This window comes from Actinomycetota bacterium, assembly GCA_030682655.1.
GTDB lineage: Bacteria > Actinomycetota > Coriobacteriia > Anaerosomatales > JAUXNU01 > JAUXNU01.
The window spans coordinates 59,649-73,040 of the sequence record JAUXNU010000144.1 but is presented as its reverse complement, the minus strand read 5'-3'; the positions used below and the strand labels follow the sequence as shown (position 1 = coordinate 73,040).

The 13,392-nt window shown below is 62.3% G+C and carries 12 protein-coding genes and 1 tRNA gene; 2 read left to right on the top strand and 11 right to left on the bottom strand.

Features of this window, described 5'->3' with window-relative positions; all coding sequences use genetic code 11:
* Positions 1–8: 8 nt before the first annotated feature.
* Both Q8K99_09215 and trxA read right to left on the bottom strand, forming a co-directional pair.
* On the bottom strand, positions 9–380 hold the full coding sequence (locus Q8K99_09215) for a DUF302 domain-containing protein (GenBank protein MDP2182732.1): 372 nt from the start codon (positions 378–380) through the stop codon (positions 9–11).
* 244 nt (positions 381–624) lie between these two features.
* On the bottom strand, positions 625–954 hold the full coding sequence (trxA, locus tag Q8K99_09210; GenBank protein MDP2182731.1) for a thioredoxin: 330 nt from the start codon (positions 952–954) through the stop codon (positions 625–627).
* Between the two features lie 129 nt (positions 955–1,083).
* Between trxA and Q8K99_09205 the strand changes: the two genes are divergently transcribed.
* Positions 1,084–2,322 carry a ferrochelatase gene (locus tag Q8K99_09205; protein MDP2182730.1) on the top strand — a complete coding sequence of 413 codons (1,239 nt, stop codon included), beginning with the start codon at positions 1,084–1,086 and terminating at the stop codon, positions 2,320–2,322.
* A 55-nt stretch (positions 2,323–2,377) separates the two neighbouring features.
* On the opposite strand, the gene Q8K99_09200 is transcribed toward Q8K99_09205, so the two are convergent.
* The 4 genes from Q8K99_09200 to Q8K99_09185 all read right to left on the bottom strand — a co-directional run bounded on the left by Q8K99_09200 (position 2,378) and on the right by Q8K99_09185 (position 6,515).
* On the bottom strand, positions 2,378–3,103 hold the full coding sequence (locus Q8K99_09200; GenBank protein ID MDP2182729.1) for a CehA/McbA family metallohydrolase: 726 nt from the start codon (positions 3,101–3,103) through the stop codon (positions 2,378–2,380).
* A gap of 232 nt (positions 3,104–3,335) precedes the next feature.
* Positions 3,336–4,502 (bottom strand): pyridoxal phosphate-dependent aminotransferase, encoded by a 1,167-nt coding sequence (locus Q8K99_09195; GenBank protein MDP2182728.1) that lies wholly within the window; start codon positions 4,500–4,502, stop codon positions 3,336–3,338.
* Entirely contained in the window at positions 4,499–5,794 is a 1,296-nt protein-coding gene (locus Q8K99_09190) for a radical SAM protein (protein MDP2182727.1), read from the bottom strand. The genes Q8K99_09195 and Q8K99_09190 overlap by 4 nt, the downstream gene beginning before the upstream one ends.
* Before the next feature lies 1 nt (position 5,795).
* On the bottom strand, positions 5,796–6,515 hold the full coding sequence (locus tag Q8K99_09185) for a radical SAM protein (protein MDP2182726.1): 720 nt from the start codon (positions 6,513–6,515) through the stop codon (positions 5,796–5,798).
* A gap of 141 nt (positions 6,516–6,656) precedes the next feature.
* Between Q8K99_09185 and Q8K99_09180 the strand changes: the two genes are divergently transcribed.
* Positions 6,657–9,098 (top strand): MASE3 domain-containing protein, encoded by a 2,442-nt coding sequence (locus Q8K99_09180; GenBank protein ID MDP2182725.1) that lies wholly within the window; start codon positions 6,657–6,659, stop codon positions 9,096–9,098.
* A gap of 47 nt (positions 9,099–9,145) precedes the next feature.
* Here the strand turns inward: Q8K99_09180 and Q8K99_09175 are convergent.
* The 5 genes from Q8K99_09175 to Q8K99_09155 all read right to left on the bottom strand — a co-directional run bounded on the left by Q8K99_09175 (position 9,146) and on the right by Q8K99_09155 (position 13,330).
* A tRNA-Leu gene (locus Q8K99_09175) sits at positions 9,146–9,231 on the bottom strand.
* A gap of 57 nt (positions 9,232–9,288) precedes the next feature.
* Positions 9,289–10,338, bottom strand: a complete 1,050-nt coding sequence (locus tag Q8K99_09170; GenBank protein ID MDP2182724.1) for a dipeptide ABC transporter ATP-binding protein — start codon at positions 10,336–10,338, stop codon at positions 9,289–9,291.
* Positions 10,338–11,354: an ABC transporter ATP-binding protein gene (locus tag Q8K99_09165; protein MDP2182723.1), complete on the bottom strand. Its 1,017-nt coding sequence runs from the start codon at positions 11,352–11,354 to the stop codon at positions 10,338–10,340. The genes Q8K99_09170 and Q8K99_09165 overlap by 1 nt, the downstream gene beginning before the upstream one ends.
* Positions 11,355–11,357: 3 nt before the next feature.
* Positions 11,358–12,362, bottom strand: a complete 1,005-nt coding sequence (locus tag Q8K99_09160) for an ABC transporter permease (GenBank protein ID MDP2182722.1) — start codon at positions 12,360–12,362, stop codon at positions 11,358–11,360.
* Positions 12,359–13,330: an ABC transporter permease gene (locus Q8K99_09155; protein MDP2182721.1), complete on the bottom strand. Its 972-nt coding sequence runs from the start codon at positions 13,328–13,330 to the stop codon at positions 12,359–12,361. Before Q8K99_09155 ends, Q8K99_09160 begins: the two co-directional genes overlap by 4 nt.
* Positions 13,331–13,392: the final 62 nt, after the last annotated feature.

Sequence of the window (13,392 nt, the reverse complement as noted above, 5' to 3'; positions counted from 1 at the left end):
CGGAACGGTCAGCCAACCGCTCCGTCCACGACCGCTACCACGGCCTTCTCGAACTCGAGAGCTATCTCGTCGAGTCCGTGCTCGGGGTAGACAGCACTGAAGAGCGTAGGCCGGAGCGCGGCGATGACGACTTCCGAATCCTGCTCGTAAACGTTGACCCGGCATGGCATGAGCAGGGAGACCGGCACTTCCAGCTCCACGCCCGCAGGAGCGATCTCGAAGATCGCAAGCGGACGAATCGGAAACCCCTTGGCGGCGAGCGCCGCTGTGATGTCGTGGTAGTGAAGCACATCGAAGCCGTGGTCGCGAGCTGATCGCTCCACGGCTTCGATCGTCTTGGTGAAGTTCATGGTCCCAACACGTTTGTAGGCGTATTCCACAGAGCCGCCTCGTCTGCCCTTCGTCCGAAGGGCCTAGCTCATCCTCACGTGAATCCCCCTGTGCCGCACGAGGGATTCGTCGCCCTGGTACCCCGGCCAAGGAGCCCGCCGCCTACGCCGGTCTTCACACGATCCGAACCACAACGCGGACAGATCTTGTCCTCGTCCCGGATCAGGCGCGGGACGAACAACTCGAACCGCTCCCGACAATCCTGACACTGCAGGTCATACGTAGGCAATCTTATCAGCTCGCAGCAAGCGCGAGTTCCGCACGAAGTCCGTCCGCACCTCGGGTGCCAACCACCTGTGCAACCAGGCTCCCGCGTTCGAACTTGGCTATCGTCGGGATGCTCATGACTCCATACGTGACGGCAAGCTCCCGGTTGTCATCGATGTTGACCTTCACGAACTTCACCGAATCGCCCATCGTCGCGGCGAGTTTCTCAATCTCCGGACCAACGACCCGACACGGCCCGCACCATGGAGCCCAGAAATCCACGACCACCGGCATGCTCGCATCTAGAACCTCGGAAGTGAAGTCCTTGCTCGAAACATCTCTCACTGAACCATCCATGGAGTTACTCCTCACGATCTGTCCTCATATACTGCGTACGTATCAAGTATACCCCCTGGGGTATCGCTGTCAATCCCGATGGCTTCACTAGGGGTATTATCGGATGACATGCGTAGAGAGGTTCCGGGTGTGCCCACGATTGCTTGGATAGAACTCCTCGGCGGCGCGTTGGTGACCGGAGCTGCCGTCGTGGGACTCTTGAGCTTGAAGCGCTCGCGCGAACCGCTCGCTTTGGTCGTTGCGCTCGTTTCAACCAGCCTCGTTGGCGCTGGCCTCGCTCGCATCGTCATCGCGTACGGAAGGACCGAGGTCACCCTCTTCGCTGCGCTTCTTGCCCTTGGCGTCGTTGGAGGCGGGTTTGGCCTTGCCTCTTCGGTCTTGACTCACATGGCTTCCCGGACACCCTCGGTGGAACTGGTGGATGAGGGTCCCATCTCGGACGGGAATCCAATAGCAGTCGTCGTCTTGGCGTGCATCGAGCCCGAAACGTACGATCCGTCCGCAACCGCGCGCGACCTGATCGACCTCGCTGACGCCGGGCTGCCGGAAGCAGGCATAGGTATCACGCCGTTTCTGTATGCTGCTCAGAAGGCGCGCTACCGTGCTGTGGGAGGACGTAGTCCCGCCGCCGCACAGGCGCGGTCTGTCACAGCCCAGCTTCAAGGGCTTCTTGGGCGAGAGCAGTTCCCTCGCGTCGATCTCGTGACTTGCGGCAGCAAGGAGTCCCTCGCTGCAAACGTCGCGCGGCTCTACCGCCGTGGGTTTCGCCGCATTATCGTCGCCGCGCTCTCAGTGGCGGAGTCATTCGATATTGACCGGGCCAAGGCATCGATTGATACGCTGCGACCCGAAGCCGCCGGCCTCGAAGTCGTCTACACCTCTCCGCTGTGGGCGTCAGATCGCATCGTCAACATGGTCTCAGCGCGCATCGCGGCAAGCACACAGAATCCCTCGACCACCGGTGTCGCACTTCTCATGCACGGGCAGTCCGAGGGCCGGGAACGCACGCACGCCGGGTTCGACGTGCAGGAGAACGCATTCGTGAACAGGGTGCGGATAACACTCATCGAGAAGGGCCTTGCGGAGAACAACATCCGATTGTGTTGGGCGGACTGGCGTCCTCCCGACGTGACCGAGACAGTTCGCCATCTTGCAGCACTCGGATGCACACGAATACTTGTCGTCCCCGCGTGCTACCCGCTTGAGTCGGTCTCGACTGTTCTCGACCTGACTGTTGCAATGCGCCAGGCACGCGTCGATTCACACGTATACGTGACTCGCCTGTCCGCGTGGGGGGAAGACCCGGTGGTTGCGGAGGCGCTGAGGAGCGCTGTACTGGCAGCCAAATCGGACCTGGAACGACGCTAGGGCACCGTACGGAGAGTACAGCGGTCCTGGATCGTGGATCGGTGCGCACGCCGCACTACGAGCGTGCGGGGGATTTGCAGCGCTCCCAGTTCAGCGATTGCTGGCGACGGATCTGCGGGTCGCGGAACGCGTAGCGCAAGGCCACAGACAAGCCCCCGCGACCGGTTTCGGCACGCGTCTCGAGATTGTCGATGCTGGTCCTTAGCTCCTCGGCCGTTGACCCTTTGAAGACGGTGTAGCCCTTGCCGATGCCATGCAGCACGTGGGCATCGGATCCCCCTGTCGCGGCGATACCCTGTCCACCCGCGAACATCATTGAAGCGACCCGGTTCGCATAGACCAGGAACGGCATCGAGTTGTAGACCTCGAGCGCGTGAAACGCCAGGTCGTTGAGCGCAGCACCGAATGCGTTCATGCCGAATGGACCAAAGACCCCCTGATTCGAGAACGGGTGCGGGATGATCGCCACACCGTTCTGCTCGTTGATTCGGGAGATGGTCTCAGCGGCCGATAGTCCCGCCCGAATCGGGTGCTCCAGGTATAGGCCGATGATGTGGCCGGAACGGGAAGAGATCTCCTCGCCCACGACGACCTCGAAGTCGTAGAGCTCCTCCAGGGACTTGGCAAACAGGGCCCCTTCGATCGTGTTGTGATCGGTTATGGCGATTACCTGCAGGTCCGTGTGCTCCTGCACGTAGTCCATTACCTCGGGGACCCGCGCGATGCCATCGCTGTGAGCGGTATGGATGTGGAGGTCGGCCTTGCCCCAACTATCGATCACGTCTCGTGTCCCCTCGGTTGCGCCATGCAGCGACTGGTTGGTGTCTCTCAAATGAAAGCAACTTCCATGCCGCTGCACAGTGTCGTACATCACATACTACAGTGTTCATCGTCGTTGCTCCCAAGAAGCTGGAGCTTCCCGCGACGAATGGATGATTCCGCGGGATGACTGCACATCCTTGCCGGTCATCATCGGGCTCAACGCCCGGAACCGCAACTCGGGGAGCACCGCCTCACGCATGCACGTTCTCGTCCGCCCACACACGCAGGCGTTCGACGCCCTCCCGCAGACGATCAAGGGAGGTAGCATAGCTGAAGCGCAGGAAGCCTTCGCCGCCTGCCCCGAAGTCGATGCCGGGCGCAACGGAGACGCCGACCTCCTCGAGTAGACGACGGGCGAGAACGAGAGAGTCCGAACCCCACGCGCGGGCGTCCGCAAACACATAGAACGCGCCCGAAGGCTCAGAAGCCACCAGCAGACCAATGTCCCTCAGAGCCGGGACCAGGAAGCGCCGCCGTTCGTCATAGATCGCTTTCATCCGCGCGACCTCCGCATCTGTCTTCTCCAGCGCAACAACGCCGGCGACTTGCACGAAGTGATTCGCGCACAGGAAGAAGTTCTGCTGAATCTTCTCGGCAGGACGGACGAACTCCTCTGGCGCGATGAGGTATCCCAGCCGCCACCCGGTCATGGCATACGTCTTGGAGAAGCCGTTCAGCACGAACGCGCGGTCGGTGAACTGCAGGATCGAGCGATCCTCACTGTCGAAGCACAGCCCGTGGTAGATCTCATCGCTCGCGATGTAGACGCCGGTCTCCTCGGCAATCTGCGCCAGAGCACGAAGGTCATCGGGTCCGAGAGTCGTCCCCATCGGGTTGGCCGGCGAGTTGATCATCACCGCCCTGGTCCGTGGCGTGATCGCCGCGCGCACCTCCTCAGGCCGGAAGCGATAGCCCTCCTCGGCACGCACAGGGACACGAACGGTAGCGCCGCCAAGGAAATCGATGTAGTTCGGGTAGGCCGTGTAGCACGGATCGGAGACGATCACTTCGTCGCCGGGATCGAGCAGAGCGCCAAAGAGCAGCAGCATCGCCGGAGACGTGCCCTGGGTGACGATGATGTGATCCGGGTCAACCTCGACGCCGTATGTCCGCGCATAGTGCCGGGATACGGCGTCGCGAAGATCGGGGATGCCGAGAGACTGCGTATACCCCGTGTCCCCACGCTCCATCGCTTCCTCGGCGGCCCGCTTGACAACATCCGGCGTGGGAAGGTCAGGATCGCCGATCTCGAGCCGAACGATGTCACGACCTTGAGCCTGAAGTTCCTTCGCCCGCGCAACGATGTCCATGACCACGAACGGCCGAATCGCCTGCGCGCGGCGCGAGACACCACTCACGACGCCACCGCCCCTGCGACCGGCGGACCCGTGCGGGCGCTGTACTGCGCAACAACCGAACTGCCGAGGACCTCAGCCCGGCGAAGATCCGTGAAGCTCATCTGCGCGGTACACACCACCTCGTGCGGCGGCTCCTCGCGGAATACGAGACCGAACTCGTCCGCGCGTTCCCACAGGTCGGTCCCCGGCAGCACATGAAGCGTCGATATCTGGATCTTCCCGGGATCGAGCGTGAGTGCGAAGCGAAGGCCGTCCAGGAAGTCCTGAAGCGTGTCGCCGGGCAGCCCGACGATGAAATCACACTCGACGCTGATTCCCTCTGCACGCAGGGCCCCCACTCCGGCGGCGAACCGGTCGCGATCGAAGGACCGCCGGCAGATAGCGAGCGCGGCACTCCCCACCGTCTGGGGCCCGGTCTCCACGGACATGACTCCCGCCATCTTCAGCAGAGCTGCCTCCTCGGCACCGATGCGCTCGATATCGACCTCGATGGTGTGCAGTCTGACACCCTCCCGCGCATACGGCTCCATGAGACCCGCGAGCCAACCGAGCCGTTCGCGGGTCAGGTTGAACACGGGGTCGATGAAAGAGAATGTGCGAACGCCGCTCGCGACGATCGCCGCTACCTCGGCCTCGACGCGTTCGTCCGAGAAGCACCGCACTCGCCCGTATCCCTTGCCCTCGAAGCAGTACCCGCACTTATGCGGGCAGCCCCGGTATGTCTCAATGTAGGCGGAGCCCTCCAGGGGCTGACATACCCCGGACAGGTACGGGGAAGCAATCGCGTCGAGCGTCCCGATTATGGAGCGGTCAGGGGCGGACGAGATCGAGCCCTCCCGACGCGCTGTGACGCCTTCGACGCGCCAGGGTTTCCCTCCACGCGACAATGTGTCCAGAAGGTCAGAGAAGGTCTCCTCGCCTTCACCTCTGACGATGATGTCGACGGCCGGGTTCAGCTCCAGGACACGTTCGGCGATCGGTCCGACCTCCGGGCCGCCGAGGACGATAGTGATCTCCGGCATCGCTCCCCGAACGATGTCGCACAACTCGTATACCTTCCGCGCATTCCAGCAGGTCACAGATATGCCAAGGACATCCGGTCTCATGTCGACAACGCGAAACGCGACCCACCATGGATCAAGGTCGACCGTCAGATCGAGTGTCTGGAATCCGACCCGTCCCGCAAGCCGCGAGTCAGCTTCGGCGGACGCCCTCAGGTAGCCAAGGGCAAGCGACTGATAGCCGGAGGAACTAAGCCCCAGCAGAGCCACGCGCAGCGGACCCGCGGACACCTCAAGCCCCCCTGCAAGTCGTGGCAGGCACCGCGTGCGCGGCCCCCTCGCCGAGCGTCTCCGGCTCGATACCCTCGATGGATACCCACACGGCATTGAGCACGCCCGTGAGCGCCGCGGCCTGGAGCCAGGGTACGTGAGCGCGCCGCTTCGCGCGCGAGGCATCAACAGTGACGACGCTTGCCCCCGCCTGGGCGAAGGCAAGGACTGTGTCGGGGATGCCGGTGATGTTGTGCTCGCATGCGGGGACCAGGCCGGACAGAGTCGTCTTGACGTCCTGCGAGCTCGAAGCCGCGGCAAATGCACGCATTCCGGCGATGGCCAAGTCGAAGCTTCCAGGTGACCCTGTGAGCCTGTCGTGAACCTCCGAGGACCCGGCCAGAAGCGTTACCTCGATGCGTCGCACGCCCGTGCGCACGAAATGCTCAGCGGCGTCCGGGTCTGCAAGCGCCGCACCATCTGTCCTGACGGACAGGCGCACTACCCCGGCGCGAACAGCAGAATCAACGACCTCGGTCAGATCCGGATGTGAGAAGGCCTCGCAGCCGAGCAGGACGATGTTCGGACCGCAACCCCAGCTCCAGCCGTCGACCGCCGATCCGATGTCGGCAACGATGTCCTCCCTGGGTCGGCAGGAACCGATCATGTGGTGGGTCGGGCGACAGCGAACACACCCGACGCCCGCATCGTGGCCAACAGTGATCTCGGCGAACTCGATCACGTACTCCCACGCACCTTCCCCTAGGTCACCCGTCTAGGATAGCGCAGCCCACCACCGGGCGGTTGCCCGTGTGCCGCGGCGCATGTCACGATACCCCAGGATCACAAACCCCGAACAGCTCTCGCCTGCGGACGAGGACCCATGACGATCGAACATCGGTACGACAACCGCTGGTTTGCCTACACCCTCGGCTGGGTCGCCGTCGCAGGAGTCCTTCTCATCGTGCGACAATCCCTTGGTTACCCGGCATTTCACCTGTTCGTAGAGCTCTTCGCGGTTGTCGTTGCAGCGTTGGCGTTCACGGTAACATGGAACGCCCGACGCTACTTCACTAACGGCTACCTGCTCGTTCTCGGGATCGCCTACCTCTTCGTGGCCGGTATCGACCTGCTGCACGCAGTCACCTACCGCGGGGTCGGTATTATCCCGGATGTGAGCACCGACCTGCCCACGCAGCTGTGGCTGGCCGCACGCTACCTGCAGGCTGTCGCGGTTCTAGCGGCTCCCTTGTTCGTCACCCGGCGTGCGCGCCCAGCTACGGTGTTCTGGGTGTTTGCAGCGGCCTCGGTACTGCTTGTGGGCTCGATCATCGCAGGGATCTTTCCCCGGGCGTTCATCGAGGACTCAGGACTGACACCGTTCAAGATTTGGAGCGAGTGGGTCGTCGTTGCCGCGTTTCTCGTGGGTCTTTCCCTGTTCGCACGCGCCCGCCGCCACTTCGATCCAGGGGTGTCCCGATTCATCGCGCTCAGCATAGCGACCTCCGCTCTCGCCGAGGTGATGTTCACGCTGTACGCGCATCCCTTCGGACCGTGGAACCTGGCCGGCCATTTCGTACGCATCATCGCCTACTTCGCGCTGTATCGCGCGGTCGTCTACATCGGGCTGACGCGGCCGTACGACGTTCTGTTTCGCGAACTGACCCAGACTGCTGATGCGCTTCGCGACAGCGAAGTCCGGTACCGGTCGACATTCGAGCAGGCAAGTCTTGGAATCGCGCACGTCGGACTTGACGGCTCGTGGCTGACGGTCAACCCGCGGTTCGCGAACATCACCGGCTACCCCGTTGACGAGCTGCTGGAGCTGTCGCCGGACGCGATCACGCATCCCGAAGACCTCGTGCGCCAGCGCAAGCTGGACGACGCTCTCGTAGGCGAGCTGATCGCGGACTACGACCTCGAAGAACGCTACATTCGCAAGGACAAGTCCGTGATCTGGGTCAATACGACCCGCACGCTGCTCACCACCGAAGAGGGCGCCCCGAAGTACTTCATCGCAACGGTTGAGGACATTGACCGTCGCAAGCGTGCAGAGTATCGCCTCCGCGCCTCCCGCGATCTCAACGCCGCCCTCGCTGCCATCGACCAGACGATCCTCGCTTCTCTCGATATCGATGAGGTCCTATGGCGCGTGGTCGAGGAGACCGGCGCCGCCCTGGATGCCGACAGTGCCTCCATCATGTTGCGCGAAGGCGACCTGTGGGTACCGGTTCATGCATGGCAGTTTCCCGAGGACATCATCGGCAGCACGTTCACGGATGCCGACGTGCCCATCCCGATCAGGGACGAGGACGACAGCGAACCGCTGGCTCTCGACGACGCGCCCGGAGACCCCCGCGCAAACTCGGCCACGATGCACCTCTTTGGCATTTCCTCGGCCATGGCCGTCCCGATGCGCTTCCGCGAGGAGCGGATAGGCATTCTGTACGTAAACTTCCATGGGGAGCCACACGCCTTCACCGAGGATGAGATCGACTTCGCGCGGAAGCTCTCTGTCATGCTCACGCTGTTCATCGAGAATGCACGCCTGTACGAGTCCCAGCACCGCATTGCCGATACGCTCCAGGCAGCCCTTCTTACCGCAGCTCCCGAGATTCCCGGTGTCGACCTAGCGATGGCGTATCGCAGTGTCGCCGAGCTGACAAGGATCGGCGGTGACTTCTACGACGTGTTCGAGGCTCACCCGGGACGTGTCGCATTCGTGGTAGGAGATGTCGCGGGCAAGGGACTTGAGGCGGCCACGCTCACCGCCATGGCACGCAGCACGATACGGGCGTTCGCATACCGGGAGGACCGCCCAGCACAAGTACTCACATCCGCGAACCGTGCGATCACGCAGCAGATTGATGAAGCTCGCTTCATCACGGCAATCTACGGGGTCCTCGATCTCGGCACGGGAGTCATGAGCGTCGCGTGCGCCGGGCATCCTGCCCCGGTCGTATGCACGATCGCGGGATGTGCCGAGGACATCACCGTGAGGAACCTTCCGCTCGGCGTCGATCCCGACAGCATCTTCGAGGAGTACGAGTCACGGCTCGAAATCGGAGACCGGTTCGTCATGTACACGGATGGGTTGATCGACTCAAGGCGCGGATCGGAGTTCCTTGGCGAGAGCGGTGTCCGGGACGTGCTTGACTCGCTAGGTGACGCCTCACCTCAGGTAGTCGTCGAACGCCTGCTGGCGACAGCCGAGGAACACGCCGGCGGGCATCCGTCGGACGACATCGCCGTCGTAGCCTTCCGCTACCTCGGACCCGACAGTGTGGGCACCGTCGACAGCGACCCGTCCTCGGCAGGGAGCTAGAAGCGCAAAGCGGCCCTCCCCTTTCGGGAAGAGCCGCTGTTCACTCATGGTGTCCGAGGCGAGAGTTGAACTCGCACGTCCCTAAGGACACTAGGCCCTCAACCTAGCGCGTCTGCCATTCCGCCACTCGGACATGTGGTGTCCCCGGGGGGACAGCGTTGGCAAGTATAGCAATACGTCCTAGCGTTGCCTACCCCTGCTCAGCGGGGGGTTTGGGGGTGTGGGCTGCGACGGCGTGATGGTGCGAGCTCCTGATCGGGAACGGCTCCGCGAAGTGGCACGCGGCTCTGTGACCAGGCACGAGCTCGCGAAGCTCCGGTTCCCGTTCCGAGCATGTCGGGAATTGCGCAATCGGACAACGGGTGTGGAAGCGGCACCCGCTCGGCGGATCGATCGGACTTGGAACATCTCCCTGGAGGATTATTCGTTCGCGCTTGCGCTGCTTGTCCGGATCGGGTACCGGAACTGCCGAAAGCAGCGACTGCGTGTAGGGGTGGCTAGGCGCATCGTAGAGTTCCTTCCAGTCCCCGATCTCCACAATCTTGCCAAGGTACATGACTGCCACGCGATCAGAGATATGTCGCACGACCGACAGGTCATGAGCGATGAAGAGGTACGTCAGGCCGAGACGGTCCTGGAGGTCGTCGAGCAAGTTGATGACTTGCGCCTGGATGGAAACGTCCAGCGCCGAAACGGGCTCATCGCATACGATCAGCTTGGGTTGAAGCGCGAGCGAGCGAGCGATACCGATGCGCTGGCGCTGCCCGCCGGAGAACTCATGTGGATAGCGGTTGATGTGTTCCGGGTTGAGCCCGACTGTGTCGAGCAACTCCTCGACTCGCGCACGACGCTCACCGTTGGTGCCGATCTTGTGAACGACAAGCGGCTCGGAGACGAGCTCGCCGATGGTCATGCGCGGGTTGAGCGAGGCGTAGGGGTCCTGGAAGATGATCTGCACGTCACGACGGTACGCGCGCAACGCGGCGCCGCGCATCTTCAGGACATCATCACCAGCAAATGTGATCGACCCCTGCGTGGGCTCCAGAAGACGTATGACGCAACGCCCGGTAGTAGACTTGCCACACCCGGACTCGCCAACGAGACCGAGTGTCTCCCCCGCATTGACCCCGAAACTCACATCGTCGACGGCGTAGACCTTCTTGCCGATGCGCGAACTGAGAACGCCCTGCTCCACCGGAAAGTACTTGCACAGGTTTGTGACCGTGAGCAACTCCGACATCAGGAGCTCACCCCCGCGCATGCTACGTCGCCCCGCACGAAGCCTCCGTCGCCTGCGAAGTGACACGCAGCCGCATGCGAGCGATCGATAGCCCGAAGTTCCGGGGTGGTCGTGCGGCAAATCTCCTTGGCGTAGGGGCAACGCGGGTGGAAGGCGCACCCGCTCGGCACGTTGATGAGGCTCGGTGGCTGGCCCTTGATGGGGCACAAGTCGCCCTTCTCATCGATATCGTGCCGGGGAAGGCTGTCAAGCAGACCCCATGTGTAGGGGTGAAGCGGCTTGTAGAAGACCTCGTCCGCCGGGCCGTACTCAACCTGTTTACCTGCGTACATGACCATGACGTCATCGGCCATGTCCGCGACGACACCGAGATCGTGCGTGATCACGATGATGGCGGTCCCCGTGCGTTGCTGGAGCTCTATCATGAGATCGAGAATCTGAGCCTGAATGGTCACGTCGAGCGCGGTGGTTGGCTCATCGGCTATCAGGATATCCGGGTCGCATGCGAGTGCCATGGCGATCATCGCCCGTTGGCGCATCCCCCCGGAGAACTGGTGCGGGTAGTCCCGCGCTCGCTGCCGAGCCTGCGGGATGCCGACAGTGTCAAGCAGCTCGATCGCGCGCTCGAAAGCCTCTTTCCGATTCATGCCTTTGTGGAGCTGAAGCGACTCGCCGATCTGGCGCCCCACCCGGTACACCGGGTTGAGCGACGTCATGGGGTCCTGGAATATCATCGCGATCCGGTTCCCGCGCAGCGCTCGGACCGACGCGTCGTCCATCGCCAGAACGCTCTCGCCCTTGAACCGGATCTCGCCGTCAACGATCTTGCCTGGCGGCTGCGGGATGAGCCGCATGAGAGTCAGCGCATTGACCGACTTCCCGGAGCCGGATTCGCCGACAACCGCGAGTGTCTTGCTCTCCTCGAGCGAGAAGCTCACCCCGTCAACGGCTTTGACAACACCGTCGCGCGTGAAGAAATGGGTCTTCAGATTGGTGACTTCGAGCAATGAGGGCATCGGTCAGTCCTTCATCTTCACGTCGAGAGCGTCGCGCAGGCCGTCGCCCATCAGCACGAAAGCAAGAACGGTCGTCAGAATCGCGAAACCTGGCCAAATCATCATCCACGGAGCGCGGAACATAAGCGGCCGCGCCTCGGAGAGCATGAGTCCCCACGACGGCGTCGGCGGCTGAACACCCATGCCGAGGAAGGACAGCGCAGCCTCGGTGATGATCGCACCGCCGATACTCATAGTGCCGTAGACGATGATGGGCGCTATCGCGTTGGGCATGATGTGCCGGGACATGATCCTCAGGTCGCCTGCGCCCATGGCACGCGCAGCGTCGATGTACTCGTTCTCCTTCACCGAGAGAATCGAGCTGCGGAACACACGCGCGATGCTTGGCCAGCCAAGGATACCTATCGCAATGAACACGTTCCGGTAGCTCGGCCCCAACACCGCGATGAGAGCGATGGCGAAGAGCACGTACGGGAACGCGAAGAAGACGTCCGCCGTACGCATCACGAGGGCGTCGGTGAACCCCCCGTAGTAGCCCGAGAGAGCACCCATGATCAGCCCGATCACCACCGAGATCGAGACGGCGATGATGCCGACCGTGAGTGAGATGCGGGAGCCATATGCGACGCGAGAGAACACATCGCGGCCGAGCTTGTCGGTTCCGAAGGGGTGTTCCACTGACGGTGGCTGCAGGTTCGCGCCGATCTGCGTATTCACAGTCAGCGGGTCGCCGAAGATCGGCTTGACCCACACATCGGCGGTCAGAGTCACCAGCAGAATGAAGATCACCCACACAAGACCCGCGATTGCGAGCTTGTTCTTGCGAAGGCGGTAGAGGGCATCGCCCCACAGAGTGCGCCCGCCCTGTACAGCCTCAGAGAGGTCGTCATAGGCGTCCACTGGCGGGACGGGCAGCTGCGATCCCTGCGGGACCACTGGATGTCCCTCGACATCGCGAAGGATGTTGCGATCCTCGGGAAGGTTGTGTGGCCTGTGTTCGTCGCTCATTCGGCAGCCCCTCCGTAGCGAATCCGGGGGTCGAGCCACGCGTAGCTCAGGTCCACGAGCAGATTGATGAACATGACAGCGATGACGATAACGACGACCCCACCGATCACAACCGGCCAGTCGCGCTGACCGATAGCGAGGAATATCTCACGCCCCACGCCAGGCCAGTTGAAGATGGTCTCTGTCAAGATCGCGCCGCTCATCATGACGCCCAGATCGATACCGATGAAGGTCACAACCGGAATGAGCGCGTTCTTCATCGCATGGCGCCAGACGACCGCACTGCGGGTGAGTCCTTTTGCCTCGGCAGTCCTGATGTAGTCCTGACTCATCGCTTCAAGCATCTGGCTACGCATGATGCGAGCGACATACGCCGCAGAGACCGAGGCGAGCGTTATCGAAGGCAAGATCAGGTGAACGAAATCGGGCGGATTGCCCATTCCTGATATCGGGAGGTAGAAGGCATCTCCCGTCCAGCGCTTGAGCACGATCCCGAAGGATAGCTGGAGCAACATGCCAAGCCAGAAGACCGGCATCGACACGAGAATAGACGTAGACAGGGTGACCAAGACATCTGCGAATGAATACTGCTTCACAGCCGATATGATTCCAGCGCCGATGCCGATGATGATCTCGACGATTATCGCGGCGAGCGCTAGCCGAATAGTGTTGGGAAACTTGTCACGGAAGATGTCCGTGACTTCCCGGCCCTTCTGGAAGGACTCCCCTAGGTCACCGTGCGCGAGGTCGTTCAGGTAGATCGTGTACTGCCGCCAAATCGGTTTGTCCAAACCGTACTCGTCGACTATTTGCTGCCTGAGCGTGTCGGAAATCGCGCGTTCGCCGGTGATCATCCGAACAGGATCTCCCGGCAGTATTCCCGGTGCCCGGAGAATGAACAGAAGCATTGTCACCCCGATGAACACGGGGATCATCTGCAGCACCCGTCGCAGGATGTACTTGAGCATGGGATCCTATCTTGTCATACGGGGCTCAAGGGCCTAGGCGTACGTCGTACCGGGACGCCACA

Coding starts and splice junctions, on each gene's coding strand:
- trxA (MDP2182731.1), bottom strand. CDS start 954: ATGGATGGTTCAGTGAGAGATGTTTCGAGCAAGGACTTCACTTCCGAG.
- Q8K99_09180 (MDP2182725.1), top strand. CDS start 6,657: ATGACGATCGAACATCGGTACGACAACCGCTGGTTTGCCTACACCCTC.
- Q8K99_09170 (MDP2182724.1), bottom strand. CDS start 10,338: ATGTCGGAGTTGCTCACGGTCACAAACCTGTGCAAGTACTTTCCGGTG.
- Q8K99_09165 (MDP2182723.1), bottom strand. CDS start 11,354: ATGCCCTCATTGCTCGAAGTCACCAATCTGAAGACCCATTTCTTCACG.
- Q8K99_09160 (MDP2182722.1), bottom strand. CDS start 12,362: ATGAGCGACGAACACAGGCCACACAACCTTCCCGAGGATCGCAACATC.
- Q8K99_09155 (MDP2182721.1), bottom strand. CDS start 13,330: ATGCTCAAGTACATCCTGCGACGGGTGCTGCAGATGATCCCCGTGTTC.